Below are 17,223 nucleotides of genomic sequence, written 5' to 3'. Positions count from 1 at the left end.
TTCACTCCTTCAGGCAATCAATCCCTTATCAACCCGCCCAAAGGAGTGCCACATGGACCTGTCCCACCACGAATTCTCCGCCTTGTTCGAGCAACTCGGCCTGCCTTCCGATGCCACCAGCATCCAGCAGTTCCTCACCAGTCACTCCCCGCTGAAGAACGAAATCAAGCTGGTCGACGCGCCGTTCTGGAGCGATGCCCAGCGCGCCTTCCTCAAGGCCGAATACATTGCCGATTCGGACTGGATCATGACCATCGATCAACTCAACGTGGCCCTCAGAAATAAACGCTGAGCGGCACACTATGAGCTTCATTGGCGTTGCTATGCTCAGAAAAAAACAACAAGGGGACAGCGCCAATGAAAGACCCCTATGCCGTCGGCTTCTGGGCAGCCGTTGCCGCCCTGGGCCTGCTGACCGCCGGTTATTTCTACGGGGTCAGGGAAGTTCACCAGCTCGATCAGGCCCGCCATTTTCTCTACGGAGCCGCCGGCCTGATCGCGGCCCTCGCCCTGAGCGCGCTGGCGTGGATTCGCTGGCAGTTGCTGAAGACGCGAAGGCGCCAGTTGGAACAGGGACGAACGCTGGTCGCCATCTGGAACACCAAGGTTGCCCTGCGCCGCGTCGAAACCGTGTTCGACCGCTATTTCTGGGGCAGTTACTGGCAGCCGGGGCGGACCTTCCAGGAAGTGATGGGCGAGCTTGAAGGCACGCCGCTGGAGCGCAGCCTCGAAGCGCTCAAGGCGCAGTGCCAGGAGCTCGACCAGGAAACCCACGATCGCCACCGTCATTGGCTGAACAACGCCCGCGAGCTGTCCAGCGTGGCCACGGCGATGGCCCGCGAGCGCTATCAGCTCGACCTGTGCGATTCGCAGCAAAGCTCGCGACGCGGTGCTGCGGTGCTCAACCGCGACCTCGAGGTGTTGGTGTACACCTGGTCGGCGCGGTTGCGCAGTTTCGATCATCAGCTCGATGAACTCGAGGGCGAGTACCGCTAGATATCATTCGCCGCGGATATAGCCTTCCAGCTGGCGAATCAGATCGGCCTGCTCGGCGATGGCTTCCTTGACCAGGTCGCCGATCGACAGCAGGCCGAGCAGTTTGCCGTCTTCCACCACCGGCAGGTGGCGCAGGTGGCTGTTGGTCATCATGGTCATGCAGGTATCGACGTTCTGATGGGAGTTCACGGTGATCACCGGTGAACTCATGATCTCGCGTACTTCGGTGCCCACCGATGAGCGCCCCTTGAGCACCATCTTGCGCGCGTAATCGCGCTCGCTGACGATGCCCACCACTTCGCCTCCCTCGACCACCGGCAACGCGCCGACGTTTTTCTCTGCCATCACCATCAGAGCTTCGAGCACCGTCTGGTGCGGTGCGATGGTGTAGACCTGGTCGGTATGCTGCGACTTCAACTTCAATAGCTGTGCCACGGTTTTCATTGTGGGCCCTCTGCATGGGGTGGTGTTGGTAAGGCAGATACCCACAAGAATCGTGCACGACCGCAGAACGGGCAAGGCGGATTGCGGCATCGAGGCCATTGAAAAACGTCATCGCCACGTTTTTCCCGGCCTGCTCCGTGTTTTCAGCCCTGGCTGGCGCTGTTCGCGCCGAGGATCTTGCCGAGGAACTGTTTGGTCCGTTCATGCTGCGGGTTGGCGAACAGCGCCTTGGCTTCGCCCTGTTCGACGATCACCCCCTTGTCGAAGAAGATCACCCGGTTGGCCACGTCGCGGGCGAAATTCATTTCGTGGGTAACGATGATCATCGTGCGTTTTTCCCTGGCGAGGTCGCGGATGGTCGCCAGCACTTCGCCGACCAGTTCCGGGTCGAGGGCCGAGGTGGGCTCGTCGAAGAGGATCACCTGGGGCTCCATCGCCAGCGCGCGGGCGATGGCCACGCGCTGTTGCTGGCCGCCGGACAGGCGCCGCGGATAGGCGTCTTCCTTGCCCGCCAGGCCGACCTTGGCCAGCAGTGACCGCCCCAGTGCCGCCGCCTGTTCGTGGGGTGTTTTCTTCACGATCAACGGACCTTCGATCACGTTTTCCAGCGCGGTGCGATGGGGAAACAGATTGAAGTTCTGGAACACGAATCCGACCTGCTGGCGCAGGCGGCGGATCAGCCCGCCCTGCTGCTTGAGCGGGCGGCCGGCGTCGATCTGCACGTCACCGACCTGGATGGTGCCGCCGTCCGGGGTTTCCAGCAGGTTCAGGCAGCGCAGGAAGGTGGTCTTGCCCGAGCCGCTGGGGCCGATGATGGCGATGACTTCCCCGGGCTCGACGGTCAGGTCGATGTCCTTGAGCACGGCGTGATCGTTGAAATGCTTGTTCAGGCCTTGCACGCGGATCATCGTTGCGGCTCCTGGTCATGCCGGTTGACCCGGGCCTCCATGCGGTGCTGGAAGTGGGCGAGGATGCTGCAGAGGATCCAGTAGATCACCGCCACGGCCAGGTACATGGTGAACACCTCGAAGGTTCGCGCGGTGATCAGCTGCGCCTGGCGGAACAGCTCGGGTACCTGGATGGTGGCGGCCAGGGCGGTGTCCTTGACCAGCGAGATAAAGCTGTTGCCCAGCGGCGGCAGGGCCGTGCGCAGCGCCTGCGGCAGGATCGCCCGACGCATCGCCTGGGTGCGGGTCATGCCGATGCTGGCGGCGGCTTCCCACTGGCCGCGGTCGATCGAGGAGATTGCCGCGCGCAGGATTTCGCAGATATAGGCGGCCATGTTCAGCGAAAGGCCGATCAGCGAAGCCGGGATCGGATCGAGCTCGATACCGATCTGCGGCATGCCGAAGTAGATCACGAACAATTGCACCAGCAGCGGCGTGCCGCGGAAGAACGACACGTAGATGCGCGCCAGCCAGTCCAGCGGGGGATCTTCGATAGGCGCATCAACGCCAGGGCGAAGCCCAGGATCAGGCCGAAGAACATCCCGCCGACGCTGAGCAATACGGTGTAGCCAGCGCCCTTCAGCAGGAAGGGCGTGGAGTCGGCAACCAGTTGCAGGCTTTCAGCGATCATTTGGTGACATCAGCACCGAAGTATTTCTCCGACAGCTTGGCCAGCGTACCGTCGGCGCGCAGCTTGTCCAGGGCCTTGTTGATCGCCTCGAGCAGCTCCGGCTCGCCCTTGCGCAGGGCCACGCCCGATTCCAGGCGGGAGAAGGCGGCGCCGGCCAGTTCGGTGTCCTTGGCCTTTTGCGCATATTCCAGCGCGGCCAGGCGATCGATCAGGATCGCGTCGATGCGCCCGTTGCGCAGGTCGGCGAACTTGCTCGGATCATCCTCGTAGGTGCGCACGTCGGCTTGCGGCACGGCCTGTTTCACCCATTGCTCGTAGTTGGTGCCCAGGCCCACACCGACCTTCTTGCCGGCCAGGTCGGCGGCGGCATTGATGTTCAGGTCAGCAGCTTTCTTCTTCAGGATCAGCGCCTGGATACCGGAAACGGTGTAGGGCTCGGAGAAGTCGTATTTCTTCTTGCGCTCGTCGGAGATGGTCACCTGGTTCACCACCACGTCGAGACGCTTGGATTCCAGGGCTGCGAGAATCCCGTCCCACTTGGTTGGCTGGACCTTGGCCTTGACGCCCAGCTCCTTGGCCAGGGCTTCCGACAGCTCTACCTCGAAGCCGGTCAGCTTGCCGTTCTCGTCGACGAAGCTGAACGGTGGGTAAGTGCCTTCCAGGCCGACGTTGATCACGCCCTTGTCCTTGATGGTCTGCAGCTGCTCGCCGGCCACTGCCTGGCCGAGCAGGCTGGCACCCAGCAGAATGCCCGCGCCGACACCGAGAATGCGTTTGGTGAAAACGGAAATCGTCATGCCCTGTCCCCAGTCTTGTTGTGAAAGTGGTGGTGACTATAAGAGCGCGCTCTATAGGCCTGAAAATAATAAAAAGTAATCCTCATATTCTTTTCAGGATTATGCGTCTGCGCCGGTGTCAGCGTGTATAGACATCAGGGTAGGCGAATAATGCCGGCGCCCCGCCCGTGTGCAGAAAAATCAGTGGACCGTCGTCGAAGCGTTGCCGGGCGATGCCGTCGAGCAGCCCGGCCATGGCCTTGCCGGTATACACCGGGTCGAGCAGGACGCCTTCCTGGCTGGCCAGCAGGCGGATCGCGGCGAGGCCGCCGGCATTGGCTTCGCCGTAGCGAGGCGCGTAGTACTCGTCCCACAAGTTGACCTTGAAGGCGTTTGGCAGTTGTACGCCGAGCAGCTCGGCGGTGCGTTCGGCCAGGGCCTGGACCTTGGGTTTCTGGGCCTCTTCGCTGCGCGAAACGGTGATGCCGATCACCGGCAGGTCGGGCAGGCGCTCGGCCAATGCCAGGGCCAGGCCGGCATGGGTGCCGGCGCTGCCGGAGGCGAGGACCACGCCGGCGAAGCGCTGGCCGCTCTGTTCGATCTGCGCGGCCAGCTCCAGCCCGGCGCGCACGTAGCCCAGGGCGCCGAGGGCATTGGAGCCGCCGATGGGCACCAGGTACGGCTTGCGGCCGCTGGCATGCAGGCGCACGCCGAGGGCCTGGAGCTGCTCGTCGGCATTGTCGAGGTTGTCGACCAGCTCGACCTTGGTATCGAACAGCTCCAGCAACCGGCGGTTGCCGTTCTCCAGGTACTCGGTGGAATCGGTGCCGGTGGGGTTTTCCAGTAGCGCCACACAACCGAGGCCGAGACGGGCGGCGAGGGCAGCGGTCTGGCGCACATGGTTGGACTGGATCGCACCGGCGGTGACCAGGGTGTCCGCCCCCTTGGCCAGGGCGTCGGCGCCAAGGTACTCGAGCTTGCGCAGCTTGTTGCCGCCGAGGGCGAGGGGCGTGAGGTCGTCGCGTTTGAGGTAGATCTCGCGCCCGGCCCAGGCCGACAGGCGCTGGAGCCGTTCCAGCGGGGTCGGGGCACCGAGCAGTTCCAGGCGATTGAAGCGGGACAGCTGTCGTTCGATCATGGGCTTGGTCAGTTGTAGGAAAATTCGAGCATAAGCAGTGATCGGCTCACGGACAACTGTGCTGCCAATCGCTGGCAAGCCAGCTCCCACAAGTATCCGCGGCGCCACTGAACCTGTGGGAGCTGGCTTGCCAGCGATTTGGCCACCCCGGTATTCCTGCTTATGCATGGCATATAGCCAACCGTCATAACAGGGTATTTTTTCCAGCCCCCGTCCATGACGTAGAGTGCTGGACAGGAGAGCGGCATTCCCCTACCAGTCCCATGCCGCCGAGCAGGAGAAACAACCGTGAGCGACAACGCGCAGTCCGGGTATTGGCAATTGAATTCCATCGTCGGCCAGCTTCGTTCGGCCCGCGATGAGTGGCGCACCCGCAATGGCCGCAGCAGCGGTGAGCAGGGCGGACGCGAGCTGCCGTCGCGCGAGGCGGTCAGGCAGATCCTCGAACAACTCTGTGGTGCGCTGTTCCCCATGCGCCTGGGCCCGGTGGATCTGCGCGAGGAAAGCGAAGATTTCTATGTCGGACACACCCTCGACTCGGCGCTGACCTCGCTGCTCGCCCAGGCCCGCCTGGAACTGCGTTATGCCGCGCGCCATGACAAGCAGGATGACGCGGATGTCGATGCCAGGGCGCTGCGCCTGATCCAGGAGTTCGCCGCTGCCCTGCCGGCCATGCGCGTGCTGCTCGACACCGATGTACTGGCCGCCTTCCACGGTGACCCGGCGGCACGCAGCGTCGACGAAGTGCTGCTGTGCTATCCCGGCGTCCTGGCGATCATCCATCACCGTCTCGCCCACCACCTCTACCGCGCCGGGCTGCCACTGCTGGCGCGGATCAGTTCCGAGCTGGCGCATTCCATCACCGGGATCGACATCCACCCGGGCGCGCAGATCGGCCCTAGCTTCTTCATCGACCATGGCACCGGCGTGGTGATCGGCGAAACCGCGATCATTGGCGAGCGCGTGCGCATCTACCAGCACGTCACCCTGGGCGCCAAGCGCTTCCCCGAGGATGAATGCGGCAAGCTGCAGAAAGGCCATCCTCGCCACCCGATTGTCGAGGATGACGTGGTGATCTATGCCGGGGCGACCATTCTCGGGCGGATCACCATCGGCAAGGGCTCGACCATTGGCGGTAACGTCTGGCTGACCCGCAGCGTGCCGGCAGAGAGCAATATCACCCAGGCCAACCTGCAGTCGGACGAGGGCGCGCAGAAGTAATTCTTGGGTGGCCTCGAGGGCCCCATCGCTGGCAAGCCAGCTCCCACAGGTTACGCGATCCCTGTGGGAGCTGGCTTGCCAGCGATGAGGCCCTCAAGAACAGCACAAATTTCCCAGTCCAGTAGTCAGCCATAGGTCGCCTCGAATCCCGATCCATGTTTAACTTGAACGCTTGTTCAAATTAAAAACGCTGGTCCGCTGCCGGTGTTCAACAGGAGGATCTGCCTTTGCTGAACCCGTTCAACCCCACCGCTCTTTGTTCCTGCGAGGTACTTCAACGATGAATGCCCCGTCCAGGATCCGCATGAACCCTCCGGTGTTCTACTTCGCCGCCACCTTCATCCTGCTGTTCGCCCTGACCGTCATCGCCAACCCGCAGGCCGCTGGCGAGTGGCTGCTGGCCGCGCAGAACTGGGCGGCGCACACCGTCGGCTGGTACTACATGCTGGCCATGACCCTGTACCTGGTGTTCGTGGTGGTCACCGCGCTGTCCGGCTACGGCAAGATCAAGCTTGGTGCCGACCATGACGAGCCCGAGTTCAGCTACCTGTCCTGGGCCGGCATGCTGTTCGCCGCGGGGATCAGCATCACCTTGTTCTTCTTCTGTGTCTCCGAACCCCTGACCCACCTGATGCAGCCGCCCCAGGGCGAAGCCGGCACGGTGGAGGCGGGGCGCCAGGCGATGCAGGTGCTGTTCCTGCACTGGGGCCTGCACGGCTGGGGCGTATTTGCTTTTGTCGGCATGGCCCTGGCCTATTTCGCCTATCGCCACAACCTGCCGCTGGCCCTGCGCTCGGCGCTGTATCCGCTGATCGGCAAGCGCATCAACGGGCCGATCGGCTACGCGGTGGATGGTTTCGGCATCATCGCCACGGTGTTCGGCCTCGGCGCCGACATGGGCTTCGGCGTGCTCCATCTCAATTCCGGGCTCGACTACCTGTTCGGTATCGCCCACACCCAATGGATACAGGTCGCGCTGATCGCCCTGATGATGGGCGCTGCGGTGATGGTGGCCGTCGCCGGGGTGGAGAAGGGCGTGCGGGTGATGTCCGACATCAACCTGTTTCTCGCCTGTGCGCTGCTGCTGTTCGTGCTGTTCGCCGGTCCCACCCAGCACCTGTTCAACACCCTGATCCAGAACCTTGGCGACTACCTCGCGGTGTTGCCGCGCAAGAGCTTCGACGTATATGCCTACAACCAGTCCAACGACTGGCTGGGCAACTGGACGGTGTTCTATTGGGCCTGGTGGATTGCCTGGGCGCCCTTCGTGGGGCTGTTCATCGCACGTATTTCCCGGGGCCGGACCATTCGCGAGTTCGTCTTCGGCGTGCTGCTGATCCCGCTCGGCTTCACCCTCGCGTGGATGTCGATCTTTGGCAACAGTGCCCTGACCCAGGTGCTTGACCACGGCATGACCGCGCTGGCCGACTCGGCCATCGAGAATCCGTCGATGACCCTGTACCTGCTGCTGGAAACCTACCCGTGGAGCAAGGTGGTGATCGCCGTCACCGTGTTCATCAGCTTCGTCTTCTTCGTCACCTCGGCCGACTCCGGCACCGTGGTGCTCTCGACCTTGTCGGCCAAGGGCGGCAGTACCGACGAAGACGGGCCGAACTGGTTGCGCGTGTTCTGGGGCGTGATGACCGCGCTGGTCACCAGCGGGCTGTTGTTCGCCGGCAGCATCGACTCCTTGAAGTCGGCGGTGGTGCTCACCTCGTTGCCGTTCTCGGTGATCCTGCTGGCGATGATGTGGGGCCTGCACAAGGCGTTCTATCTGGAGTCGCAGCGGCAGATCGCGCAGATGCACTCGCTGGCGCCGTTCGCCAGCTCGCGCCGCGGCAAGGGCGGCTGGCGCCAGCGCCTGAGCCAGGCGGTGCACTTCCCGTCGCGCGACGAGGTCTATCGCTTCATGGACGACGTAGTGCGCCCGGCGATTGCCGAGGTGACCGAGGTCTATGCGGAAAAGGGGCTGAGCGTCATCACCCAGGAGGATCCGAGTCACGACAATGTCAGCCTGAAGATCGGCCATGGCGAGGAGCAGCCGTTCCTCTACCAGGTGCAGATGCGCGGCTACTTCACGCCATCCTTCGCCCTGGCCGGATTGGGCACGCAGGAACTGAAGAACCGCCGGTACTACCGCGCCGAGGTGCATCTGGCCGAGGGTAGCCAGGACTATGACCTGATGGGCTACAGCAAGGAGCAGATCATCAACGACATCCTCGACCAGTACGAGCGGCATTTGCAGTATCTGCATCTGGTGCGCTAGCAGCGCAGTCACTGTGGGAGCTGGCTTGCCAGCGATGAGGCCGGCAATGACAAAAATGTTGTCAGGTCGGGCCCAATCGCTGGCAAGCCAGCTCCCACAGGGTTATGTGTTTTCCCGGAAACGGGATCCTCCCGCCAGCTTTCCGAAAATCCGCACACTCTCTCGGAAACGTCTCACAGACGCTGCCGTCTCACCTCTCTAGGCTGCGAACTCCAACCTACAAGTGGCGTTCGATCATGGCCAATCACAGCTATATGCGCATTACCGGCACGAAGAGCGGGCTGATTTCTGCGAGGTGTTCTACCCCGGAATCCATCGGTAACCTGTGCCAGGCTGGGCACACCGATCAGATCCTCGTGCTGTCGATGACTCACACGATGACCAGCGTCAGCAACGTTTCCAGTGCTGTTCACAATCCCTTTGTCATCCACAAGCTACTGGACAAGGCCAGTCCGTTGTTGGCAAAGGCTTTGACCGACCGGGAAGAAATCGAGTGTGAAATCGATCTCTATCGCAGGGCTGGATCGTTCGATCAGAAGTACTACACCGTCCTGTTGAAAGGCGCGCGGGTCGTGAGTGTCACCCTCAATATCCCTGACGTACTGATGTTCAACGATGCCCAGGCGACCGAGCAACTCGTGTTGCGCTACAGCAGCATCACCTGGACTCACCACATCGCGACCACCACTAGCTTCGCGTTCTCGGGCTGGAGGAATGAGCACCCAACTTTCGTCTTACCAGCGTGAAAGAAAGCTGCAGGAACTGCATCAGAGTGCGGCGAACCTGACCCGGTATGCCTGCATGGTGAGTTCGCAGCATATTCAGGATGGGGGATTGCGGGGACAGTTCAATCATCAGGTAGCGCTTTACACGCGCCAGCTTTTATCGGATGTCAGGGATGCCAAGGTCAGTGTCGAAGATGCGCTTAAAGCTATTGCGCTTGAGTACGGACATTGGATTGAGCGTTCAATTACTATCGGGCGGCAGGGCTTGGGAGTAGTTGCCGGCACATATCAGTTTGTGGGTGGTGTTGGTCTCTGTGGAACTGCAGCGGGGTGCGTAGTTGGATTTCCGCTGGCATTGCATGGCGCCAACAATGTTTTAGAGAACGTTGAAAATCTTCGTACTGGTCGTGACGATACTGTTGGGCCTCTGAGAGCGCTCTATCAACAGGGTGCGACTGCTTTAGGTGGAAAACCTAGTCATGGGAATGTGGCCTATGGGGGGCGGATATAGGTCTATCCATTTATGGGCTTTTGAGGAAGGTGAGGCGGCCGGGAAGCTGGAAACTATTTAACTATATTGACTCTGATTTCGTGCGTGCTTATACAAGAATGGGCAAGTTTAGCCTTTGGGTCGATGTCGGTGCAGATGTAAGTACGCTTGAGCAAACCTATCAAGAGTCAAAGAAGTGAGTTTTGTCGATCTCTGGATGTTGGTTTTGGTCAGTCTAAGCTGTGCATTCTTTTTTAAATGGCGAAGCTCAAAAATAAAATATGAGTCGTGGCGATATTGCTTTTCTGGGGTTTTCAATTTTGTGTTTATATGTGCTTACATGAGATTCGTTGACCAAGGCTGCATGGTGTTTACTGAGTGTCTTGGTAAGGAATATCAGAATTATCCTTTGATGGCAGCGGTGGCATTTGTTGCTGCAATATTACATGCTTGCTCTTTTCCGGTGGCAAGAAAGTCTTGCGGCAAATAATTGAAAGTTTATTTCATGGCGCAATGGGTGGCTGGATAGCCTATCAGGCCTACGAAGCGGCTCAGGAAGCTAAGAAGTGATTGCTCACGTGCTTGTATTTTTCACGGCCTTAGTTGTGGTTCTTGCATACATTCTTAGATATAGGTTTTCAGGAAGAAATTACAACAAGTTAATTGCGGGCTCTCTTGTTCTTTTCAATGGCTTCTGTGTTTTATTTTATATAGAGCTTACCCAGCGTGACTGCATGCTGTTTTTTAAATGCTTTCTTGGGCTCATCAAAAATAATTTGATAGTGGAAATGGTAGCGACCGCAGCCACTTTTCTTCACTGCTTTGCCATTCCCACACAATGGGAACCTTGGCGGCTTTTTAGGCTAAGAAGAAAAATGCGATAAATGGATTTTGGTATGAGGGAAAAGATGATAACGCTTCTGTATTTTTGTTGCTCAATGTTTTTTGTTTTTGTTGCTTTTTCTATAGGGCGCAGATGGTCCGGTGCTCACTACTCAGAAATAAAGGTTTGGGTGTTTATGTTTCCAGCCGCTTTTTTTCTTATGTTTCATTGGCGGCTTTTCATGGAGGGTTGTTTGACAGAGGAACTTTGCTTTCCAAATTTGAGCTCTGATTATCCAGTTCTGACATGGTTAGCGTTTTTCTTTGGTCCGGCTCATGTCCTAGCGCTTCCTGTGCCATGGGAGCGTAGGCGTTTTTTCCGCCGAAAGCAAAAGCTCCCAATGAAGCTATAGCATGTGAATGATATAGATTCAGGTCGCAGTCCCCTACCGATCTACGAGGTAAAGATTTCAGGGATTAATAGGGTTCTTGTGATAGCCCTTCCTTATGCTCCTGATGGCACTAAGGTGGTTGGCTTTTTATTTTTCGGATCTGATGTGGGGGGCGTCATGTTTGGGGTGTTATATTTTTGCTGCTCGGTTGTGCTTTTGCTTATTGCGTTTGTTCTGAAATTTTGTTTCACGCATCCTGACTTAGGCCGGCTTGTGTTTGGGATATGTTTCTTTTTTAACGTTTCAATAGTCTCCTATCACAGTACGGTGTTGGAGTTTCAGCATTTCCTGTTCTACGGTTATCGCCCCGAACTGCTTATTGCTAACCCGTCAATTATTTGGGTCGCTGTCATCTGCATTCCCCTCCATGCTTGGGCCATCCCTAGAAACGAAAGGCTCAGGTGGCGCATTCGCAATAGATAGTTTTCAAGCGCTTTCCCGGGCAACCACCAAGCACCCCAACAAATTCAACTGCACCGCCTCCCCCTCGATCACCCCAGCTGCTGCAACACCCGCTCAGCCGCCATGACCCCCATCTGCAACGCCGGCGGTTTCACCGTGGTCAGCCCAGGCATCAGCATCCCGGCGAACGGATAGTCCCCGAACCCCATCACCGCACAATCCTCGGGGATCCTGTACCCCGCGCGCTGGCCGGCCAGCAGAGCCCCTGCCGCCAGGTTGTCATTGGCAAAGATGATCGCTTCCGGCCGCTGCGCTGATTCCATCAACGCCAGCATCGCTTGCTTCCCCGCTTCGAACGGCGCCAGGTCCGTCTCCGGTGCGAATACCTGCGGTTCGACACCCAGCGCGGTCAGCGCCTCGATATAGCCGTCCCGCCGCTCCAGCGCGCTGAAGTCCCCCGCCGCACTGTTCTGCACGAAGGCTATACGCCGGTATCCCTTGTCGTGCAGATACCGCGTCGCTACCACCCCAACCTCATGATGGGAAAACCCGATCTGCACCGGCGCCCGCTCGGGCCGGTAGTCCCAGGTTTCCACCAGGGGGATATCCGCCTCGGCGAGCATCTTTTCCGTGGCCGCACTGTGGAAGTGGCTGGTCAGCACCAGCGCTGCCGGCGACCAGCCGAGGAAGGCGCGCACGGCATTTTCTTCCTGCTCGACGGAGAAGTAGCTGGAAGCCAGCAGCAACTGGTAGCCATGTCGACTGAGGGTGTCGCTGAAGCCCTGGATGGTGTCGGCAAAGATCGGCCCGGAGATGTTGGGGATCACCATGCCGACGATCCGCCCTCGCGCCGAGGCCAGCCCGCCCGCCACCAGGTTCGGCACATAGCCCAATTCGGCCACCACTTCGGCGATCCGCTCGCGCCGTTCCGGGGAAACCTGCTCCGGCTGGTTGAAGTAGCGCGACACGGTGATCGCCGAGACCCCGGCAGCCCGCGCCACCGCCTGCAGGGTGACGCGACCGGCGCCACGGCGCTTGCGGGGCGGGCTTTTTTCATCGCTCACGAGGCATGTCCTTAAAAACCAAAACGCATATAAAAGTAATTTTTCAGTATTGGACGATCTATTTGGCGCCCGATGATACTGGCGATGTTAGCGCTAACAAAGTGGTTTGTCTGCTACTCGCACGAGCGAATGCCCAAGAACCCCGCGCTGACGTTTCATCAGGCGCCGCGATCAGCGATCGCGGTGGACAGGGCATTCTTCGAGTAGCAAACCATGCACAGCCGCGCTGCGTTTTCCCCACCACTTCTCCCTTGGCCCAGGCCATCCGCCGTCAACGCCTGGCCCTCGGCGCGCTCGCGCTGAGCGCCTTGCCGATGGCGCCGGTAATGGCTGCCGACACCAGCCCGGCCGCTCAAGGTGACAGTCCGACCCTCAAGGCCGTGACCGTCACCGCCACCCGCCGCGAAGCCTCGCTGCAACAGGTGCCGGTCGCCGTCTCGGTGGTGGATGGCGAGCAACTGGAACGGGAAAACCGTAACAGCGTGGCGAGCATCGTCCAGCAAGTGCCGAGCCTGAATTTCCGTACCGGCGCATCGAACAAGGACACCTCGCTGTTCATCCGTGGCGTCGGTACCATCTCCACGTCGCCGGGCGTCGAGCCGACCGTGGCGACGGTGATCGATGGCGTGGTCTTCGGTCGTCCGGGCCAATCGACCCTCGACCTGCTGGATATCGAACGCCTCGAAGTGTTGCGCGGCCCGCAGGGCACGCTGTTCGGCAAGAACGCCTCGGCCGGTGTACTGAACATCACCACCCGCACGCCGACGGAAGAAACCCACGGTTTCGTCGAGCAGTCGTACTACAGCGGCAACGAGAGCCGCACCCGTTTCGGCATCGGCGGTAGCCTGGTTCCGAACACCCTGAAAGGCTCTATCACCACGCTGTTCGGCAGCTACAACGGCAATGTGGATAACAAGGCCAACGGCCAGGAAGTCAACGGCTACAACCGCAAGGGCGTGCGCGGCAAGCTGGTGTTCACGCCCAATGACGACCTCAGCCTGACCCTCGCCGCCGACTACCTGAAATCCCGCGACGACGCGCCCAACGGCGTGGTCAGCAAGTCCCTGCTGCCGGCCTTCTCCAACGCCCTGGCGCCGATACGCGCCGACAGCGACAACCGCGATATCGTCAGCGATTACCGCAGCCACGTGGACGACACCAACAAGGGGCTGTCGGCCCAGCTCGACTGGAGCCTCGGTGACTACACCCTGACTTCGATCACCGCCTGGCGCGGTTGGGACAACACCCAGTGGCAGGACGGTGACCGCCTGGCAACCATCAGTGCGGCCTTCCCCGGCATCGAGGACAAGGGCGAACTGGAGTACAACCAGTATTCCCAGGAGCTGCGCCTGGCTTCGCCCAAGGGCCAGTTCCTCGAATACGTCGGTGGCCTGTTCTACATGCACGGCAAGGATGAAGAAACCTACCGCCGGACCCTGCGCACCACCACCGCGACCCAGCAGGGCATCGCCGACTACAGCACTACCAATGACAGCTATGCGCTGTTCGGTGAAAGCACCCTCAACTTCACCGAGCGTTTCCGTGGTATTGCCGGCCTGCGCTGGACCCACGACGACCTCGAGTACGACCACCGCCGCGTCTCTACCTCGGCAACCGCGGTCAATGGCATCCAGCCAGGCACCAGCAGTTCCGGTTCGGTGGACGAGGACGGCTGGTCCGGGCGCCTCGGTGTGCAATACGACCTGACCGACGACATCACCAGCTACCTGACCTACTCCCGTGGCTACAAGGGCCCGGCCTACAACGTGTTCTTCAACATGCAGCCGCGCGACACCGAGGCGCTCAAGCCGGAAACCTCCAACAGTTGGGAGGCCGGGCTCAAGGCCAGCCTGTGGGGCAACCGCCTGACCACCAATCTGGCGGTGTTCCATACCGAGTACGACAACTACCAGGCGAACTTCTTCGACAGCGTCGCCGGCCAGGTGGTGACCCGCCTGATCAATGCCGGCAGCGTCAAGAGCGAAGGTGCCGAGCTGGACTTCGCCCTGCAGGCCACCTCGCAACTGAAGTTCTCCGGTGCGGTCGCCTACACCAAGGCGCGCATCGACGAATTCGCCTGCCCGGCGGGCGCAGCGGCCTCGTGCAACGTGAATGGCAAGCCGCTGCCGTACAGCCCGGACTGGAAAAGCTACGTCCGCGCCGACTACAGCATCCCGCTGGATAACGGCCTGGATGTCGAGTTGGATACGGACTTCAGCTGGCAGAGCAAAGTGCAGTACGACATTTCCCAGAACGCCGACACCGTTCAGGGCGCCTATGGCATCTGGAATGCCAGCGTCGCCCTGGCGGACTACAACGAAGGCTGGCGCGTGGCGCTGCTGGCGAAAAACCTTGCGGACAAATCCTACTCACCTCTCCTGGCCACCGGAGGGAACTACATCTACCGCGCGGTGCCGCGGGACGATGAACGTTACTTCGGCATCCAGCTACGCAAGGACTTCTGACATGAGCAAAACACCACGGCAAATGAGTCTCGGCGCCTTTCTGATGGCTACCGGGCATCACGTTGCCGCCTGGCGCCACCCCGATGTTCCGGCCAATGCCGGACTGGATATCAAGCACTATCGACACCTGGCCCGGGTCGCGGAAGACGCCTGCTTCGACGCGTTGTTCGTCGCCGACAGCGTTGCTGCTGCCGAAGGCGAGATTGCCAGCCGGATGGCCCGTTCCGACCACTTCGAACCCTTGACATTGCTATCGGCGCTGAGCGGCGTCACGGAGCGCATCGGTTTGGTGGGTACAGCTACTACAACGTACAACGAGCCATACCACATAGCACGGAAGTTCGCTTCGCTCGATCATCTGTCAGGAGGGCGGGCAGGATGGAATCTGGTGACCTCCGACGCAGCGGCAGAGGCGCGAAATTTTGGCCTTGATGAACACGTAGGCCACGCAGACCGGTACCTTCGCGCACGTGAATTTCATGATGTGGTGGTCGGCTTGTGGGACAGCTGGGCCGACGATGCCTTCGTGCGCGACAAGAAGTCCGGTACGTACTACGAGCCTGATTCAGTACGATTGCTCAATCATGAAGGCGAACACTTCAAAGTGCGCGGTCCATTGAATGTAGCCCGCCCTCCCCAAGGCCGCCCGGTCGTGGTCCAGGCCGGTTCCTCGCCGGCCGGGCTGGACCTGGCGGCGCGCACCGCCGATGTGGTGTTCACCGCGCAGACCTCGCTGGCGGCGGCGCAGGCCTTCTATGCCGATCTGAAGGACCGGCTCGCGGCGTACGGGCGTGATCGCGATTCATTGAAGATCATGCCGGGCGTGTTCGTGGTGACCGGTACCAGCCAGGCCGAGGCCGAGGACAAATTCGCCGGGTTCCAGGAACTGGTGGAGCCTGAGGTGGGGATCGCCCTGCTCGGCAGAATGCTGGGCAACTTCGACCTGTCGGGTTATCCACAGGACGGCCCGTTGCCGGAACTGCCGCTCACCGATAGCGGCCAGCGCAGCCGCCAGCGCCTGCTCAGCGAACTGGCCGAGCGGGAAAACCTCAACCTGGCCCAGCTGGGCCGGCGTATCGCCGGTGGACGCGGGCATCACAGCCTGATCGGCACTGCGGCGCAGATCGCCGATCAATTGCAGGAATGGTTCGAAAACGACGCCGCCGACGGCTTCAATGTACTGGTCCCGCATCTACCGGGCGGCCTGGAAGACGTGGCCAACCATGTGGTGCCCGAGTTGCAGCGGCGCGGCCTGTTCCGTACCCGCTATGAAGGCACCACCTTGCGCGAACACCTTGGCCTGAGCCGGCCGAACAACCCATATTTCTCTTGAGGAGCACGCCGATGACCTACGTTGCCGCGGAAAACCGCTACACCTCCATGCCGTACCGCCGTGTCGGACGCAGCGGCCTGGTACTGCCCGCCCTGTCCCTGGGCCTGTGGCACAACTTTGGCGACAGCACACCGCTGGGCGATCAACGCGCCCTGCTGCGTACCGCCTTCGACCTGGGCATCAACCACTTCGACCTGGCCAACAACTACGGCCCGCCCTACGGCAGCGCCGAGAGCAACTTCGGCCGCCTGCTGCGCGAGGATTTCAAGGGCTACCGCGACGAGCTGATCATCTCCAGCAAGGCCGGCTGGGACATGTGGCCAGGCCCTTACGGGCAGGGTGGCGGCTCGCGCAAATACATCCTCGCCAGCCTCGACCAGAGCCTGGCGCGGCTGGGGTTGGACTATGTGGATATCTTCTATTCGCACCGCTTCGACCCGGACACGCCGCTGGAAGAAACCGCTGGCGCGCTGGCTACGGCGGTGCAGCAGGGCAAGGCGTTGTATATCGGGATTTCCTCCTACTCCGGAAGCAAGACCCGGGAAATCGCCCGGTTGCTGCAGGAGTGGAAGGTGCCGCTGCTGATCCACCAGCCGGCCTACAACCTGCTCAATCGCTGGGTGGAAAAAGACCTGCTCGATGTCACCGATGAGCTGGGCGCCGGGGTGATCGCCTTTACGCCGTTGGCTCAAGGCCTGCTGACCGACAAGTACCTCAATGGTGTGCCCAAGGATGCGCGGGTCAACAAGCCGGGTGGTGGCTCGCTGTTGCCGTCGCACTTGTCCGAGGCCAACCTGGCCCATGTCCGCGCCCTCAACGAGATCGCCAAGGCGCGCGGCCAAAGCTTGGCCCAGCTGGCGCTGGCCTGGACGCTGCGCGACACGCGGGTGACCTCGGCGCTGATCGGTGCCAGCCGCCCGGAGCAGATCGTCGAGAACGTCGGTGCATTGAATAACCTGGTGTTCAGCGCCGAAGAACTGGCGCAGATCGACCGGCATGCGGTCGAGGGCGGTATCAACCTCTGGGAAAAGCCCTCGCTGGCGGAGTGATG

Annotated in this window: 14 protein-coding genes and 2 pseudogenes; 10 read left to right on the top strand and 6 right to left on the bottom strand. The window is 60.8% G+C overall.

Going from position 1 to position 17,223, the window contains the following annotated elements; genetic code table 11:
• Positions 1-52 precede the first annotated feature (52 nt).
• Both CSV86_RS24770 and CSV86_RS24765 read left to right on the top strand, forming a co-directional pair.
• Positions 53-292 (top strand): DUF2789 domain-containing protein, encoded by a 240-nt coding sequence (locus tag CSV86_RS24770; protein WP_009396560.1) that lies wholly within the window; start codon positions 53-55, stop codon positions 290-292.
• Between the two features lie 65 nt (positions 293-357).
• Entirely contained in the window at positions 358-996 is a 639-nt protein-coding gene (locus CSV86_RS24765; protein ID WP_009396558.1) for a hypothetical protein, read from the top strand.
• Between the two features lie 3 nt (positions 997-999).
• On the opposite strand, the gene CSV86_RS24760 is transcribed toward CSV86_RS24765, so the two are convergent.
• The 5 genes and pseudogenes from CSV86_RS24760 to CSV86_RS24740 all read right to left on the bottom strand — a co-directional run bounded on the left by CSV86_RS24760 (position 1,000) and on the right by CSV86_RS24740 (position 4,932).
• Positions 1,000-1,440, bottom strand: a complete 441-nt coding sequence (locus CSV86_RS24760) for a CBS domain-containing protein (RefSeq protein WP_009396554.1) — start codon at positions 1,438-1,440, stop codon at positions 1,000-1,002.
• 143 nt (positions 1,441-1,583) lie between these two features.
• Positions 1,584-2,348, bottom strand: coding sequence for an L-cystine ABC transporter ATP-binding protein TcyN (gene tcyN, locus CSV86_RS24755; protein WP_009396553.1), 765 nt, complete (start codon positions 2,346-2,348; stop codon positions 1,584-1,586).
• Positions 2,345-3,018: pseudogene (gene tcyL, locus CSV86_RS24750) on the bottom strand (cystine ABC transporter permease). The gene tcyN and the pseudogene tcyL overlap by 4 nt, the downstream one beginning before the upstream one ends.
• On the bottom strand, positions 3,015-3,815 hold the full coding sequence (tcyJ, locus tag CSV86_RS24745) for a cystine ABC transporter substrate-binding protein (protein WP_009396551.1): 801 nt from the start codon (positions 3,813-3,815) through the stop codon (positions 3,015-3,017). The pseudogene tcyL and the gene tcyJ overlap by 4 nt, the downstream one beginning before the upstream one ends.
• Before the next feature lie 118 nt (positions 3,816-3,933).
• Entirely contained in the window at positions 3,934-4,932 is a 999-nt protein-coding gene (locus CSV86_RS24740; RefSeq protein WP_009396550.1) for a D-cysteine desulfhydrase, read from the bottom strand.
• Between the two features lie 288 nt (positions 4,933-5,220).
• Between CSV86_RS24740 and epsC the strand changes: the two genes are divergently transcribed.
• From epsC to CSV86_RS33560, 5 genes are all read left to right on the top strand, one after another.
• Complete coding sequence (gene epsC / locus CSV86_RS24735) at positions 5,221-6,153, top strand: serine O-acetyltransferase EpsC (RefSeq protein ID WP_009396549.1); 933 nt, start codon at positions 5,221-5,223, stop codon at positions 6,151-6,153.
• Between the two features lie 280 nt (positions 6,154-6,433).
• Positions 6,434-8,419, top strand: coding sequence for a choline transporter BetT (betT, locus tag CSV86_RS24730; RefSeq protein WP_037059334.1), 1,986 nt, complete (start codon positions 6,434-6,436; stop codon positions 8,417-8,419).
• 236 nt (positions 8,420-8,655) lie between these two features.
• Positions 8,656-9,165 (top strand): Hcp family type VI secretion system effector, encoded by a 510-nt coding sequence (locus CSV86_RS24725; RefSeq protein WP_170395033.1) that lies wholly within the window; start codon positions 8,656-8,658, stop codon positions 9,163-9,165.
• The gene (locus CSV86_RS24720; protein WP_170395031.1) at positions 9,134-9,655 is read left to right on the top strand and encodes a DUF4225 domain-containing protein; all 522 of its coding nucleotides are present in this window, start codon (positions 9,134-9,136) and stop codon (positions 9,653-9,655) included. Before CSV86_RS24725 ends, CSV86_RS24720 begins: the two co-directional genes overlap by 32 nt.
• Before the next feature lie 29 nt (positions 9,656-9,684).
• A complete protein-coding gene (locus CSV86_RS33560; RefSeq protein ID WP_170395029.1) occupies positions 9,685-9,834 on the top strand; it encodes a hypothetical protein in 150 nt (49 codons plus the stop codon).
• 1,500 nt (positions 9,835-11,334) lie between these two features.
• Here CSV86_RS33560 and CSV86_RS24710 read toward each other — a convergent pair.
• Positions 11,335-12,374 (bottom strand): annotated as a pseudogene (locus CSV86_RS24710) (LacI family DNA-binding transcriptional regulator).
• 314 nt (positions 12,375-12,688) lie between these two features.
• On the opposite strand from CSV86_RS24710, the gene CSV86_RS24705 reads away from it, so the two are divergent.
• Genes CSV86_RS24705 through mgrA form a run of 3 tightly spaced genes read left to right on the top strand, consistent with a single transcriptional unit; the run spans position 12,689 to position 17,221 of the window.
• A complete protein-coding gene (locus CSV86_RS24705; RefSeq protein ID WP_170395145.1) occupies positions 12,689-14,839 on the top strand; it encodes a TonB-dependent receptor in 2,151 nt (716 codons plus the stop codon).
• Position 14,840: 1 nt separating this feature from the next.
• A complete protein-coding gene (locus CSV86_RS24700) occupies positions 14,841-16,172 on the top strand; it encodes an LLM class flavin-dependent oxidoreductase (RefSeq protein ID WP_009396538.1) in 1,332 nt (443 codons plus the stop codon).
• Between the two features lie 11 nt (positions 16,173-16,183).
• Entirely contained in the window at positions 16,184-17,221 is a 1,038-nt protein-coding gene (gene mgrA, locus CSV86_RS24695; RefSeq protein WP_009396536.1) for an L-glyceraldehyde 3-phosphate reductase, read from the top strand.
• Positions 17,222-17,223 lie beyond the last annotated feature (2 nt).

The organism is Pseudomonas bharatica CSV86 (assembly GCF_000319305.2).
GTDB classification, from domain to species: domain Bacteria; phylum Pseudomonadota; class Gammaproteobacteria; order Pseudomonadales; family Pseudomonadaceae; genus Aquipseudomonas; species Aquipseudomonas bharatica.
The sequence above is the reverse complement of the archived record's forward strand: the minus strand, read 5'-3'. Positions and strand labels throughout refer to the sequence as shown.

Excerpts from the sequence above, each read along its gene's own strand:
- tcyJ (WP_009396551.1), bottom strand. The coding sequence starts at position 3,815 with ATGACGATTTCCGTTTTCACCAAACGCATTCTCGGTGTCGGCGCGGGC.
- CSV86_RS24725 (WP_170395033.1), top strand. The coding sequence starts at position 8,656 with ATGGCCAATCACAGCTATATGCGCATTACCGGCACGAAGAGCGGGCTG.
- CSV86_RS24770 (WP_009396560.1), top strand. The coding sequence starts at position 53 with ATGGACCTGTCCCACCACGAATTCTCCGCCTTGTTCGAGCAACTCGGC.
- CSV86_RS24765 (WP_009396558.1), top strand. The coding sequence starts at position 358 with ATGAAAGACCCCTATGCCGTCGGCTTCTGGGCAGCCGTTGCCGCCCTG.
- CSV86_RS24705 (WP_170395145.1), top strand. The coding sequence starts at position 12,689 with ATGGCGCCGGTAATGGCTGCCGACACCAGCCCGGCCGCTCAAGGTGAC.
- tcyN (WP_009396553.1), bottom strand. The coding sequence starts at position 2,348 with ATGATCCGCGTGCAAGGCCTGAACAAGCATTTCAACGATCACGCCGTG.
- CSV86_RS24760 (WP_009396554.1), bottom strand. The coding sequence starts at position 1,440 with ATGAAAACCGTGGCACAGCTATTGAAGTTGAAGTCGCAGCATACCGAC.
- CSV86_RS24740 (WP_009396550.1), bottom strand. The coding sequence starts at position 4,932 with ATGATCGAACGACAGCTGTCCCGCTTCAATCGCCTGGAACTGCTCGGT.
- CSV86_RS24720 (WP_170395031.1), top strand. The coding sequence starts at position 9,134 with ATGAGCACCCAACTTTCGTCTTACCAGCGTGAAAGAAAGCTGCAGGAA.
- CSV86_RS24700 (WP_009396538.1), top strand. The coding sequence starts at position 14,841 with ATGAGCAAAACACCACGGCAAATGAGTCTCGGCGCCTTTCTGATGGCT.
- betT (WP_037059334.1), top strand. The coding sequence starts at position 6,434 with ATGAATGCCCCGTCCAGGATCCGCATGAACCCTCCGGTGTTCTACTTC.
- mgrA (WP_009396536.1), top strand. The coding sequence starts at position 16,184 with ATGACCTACGTTGCCGCGGAAAACCGCTACACCTCCATGCCGTACCGC.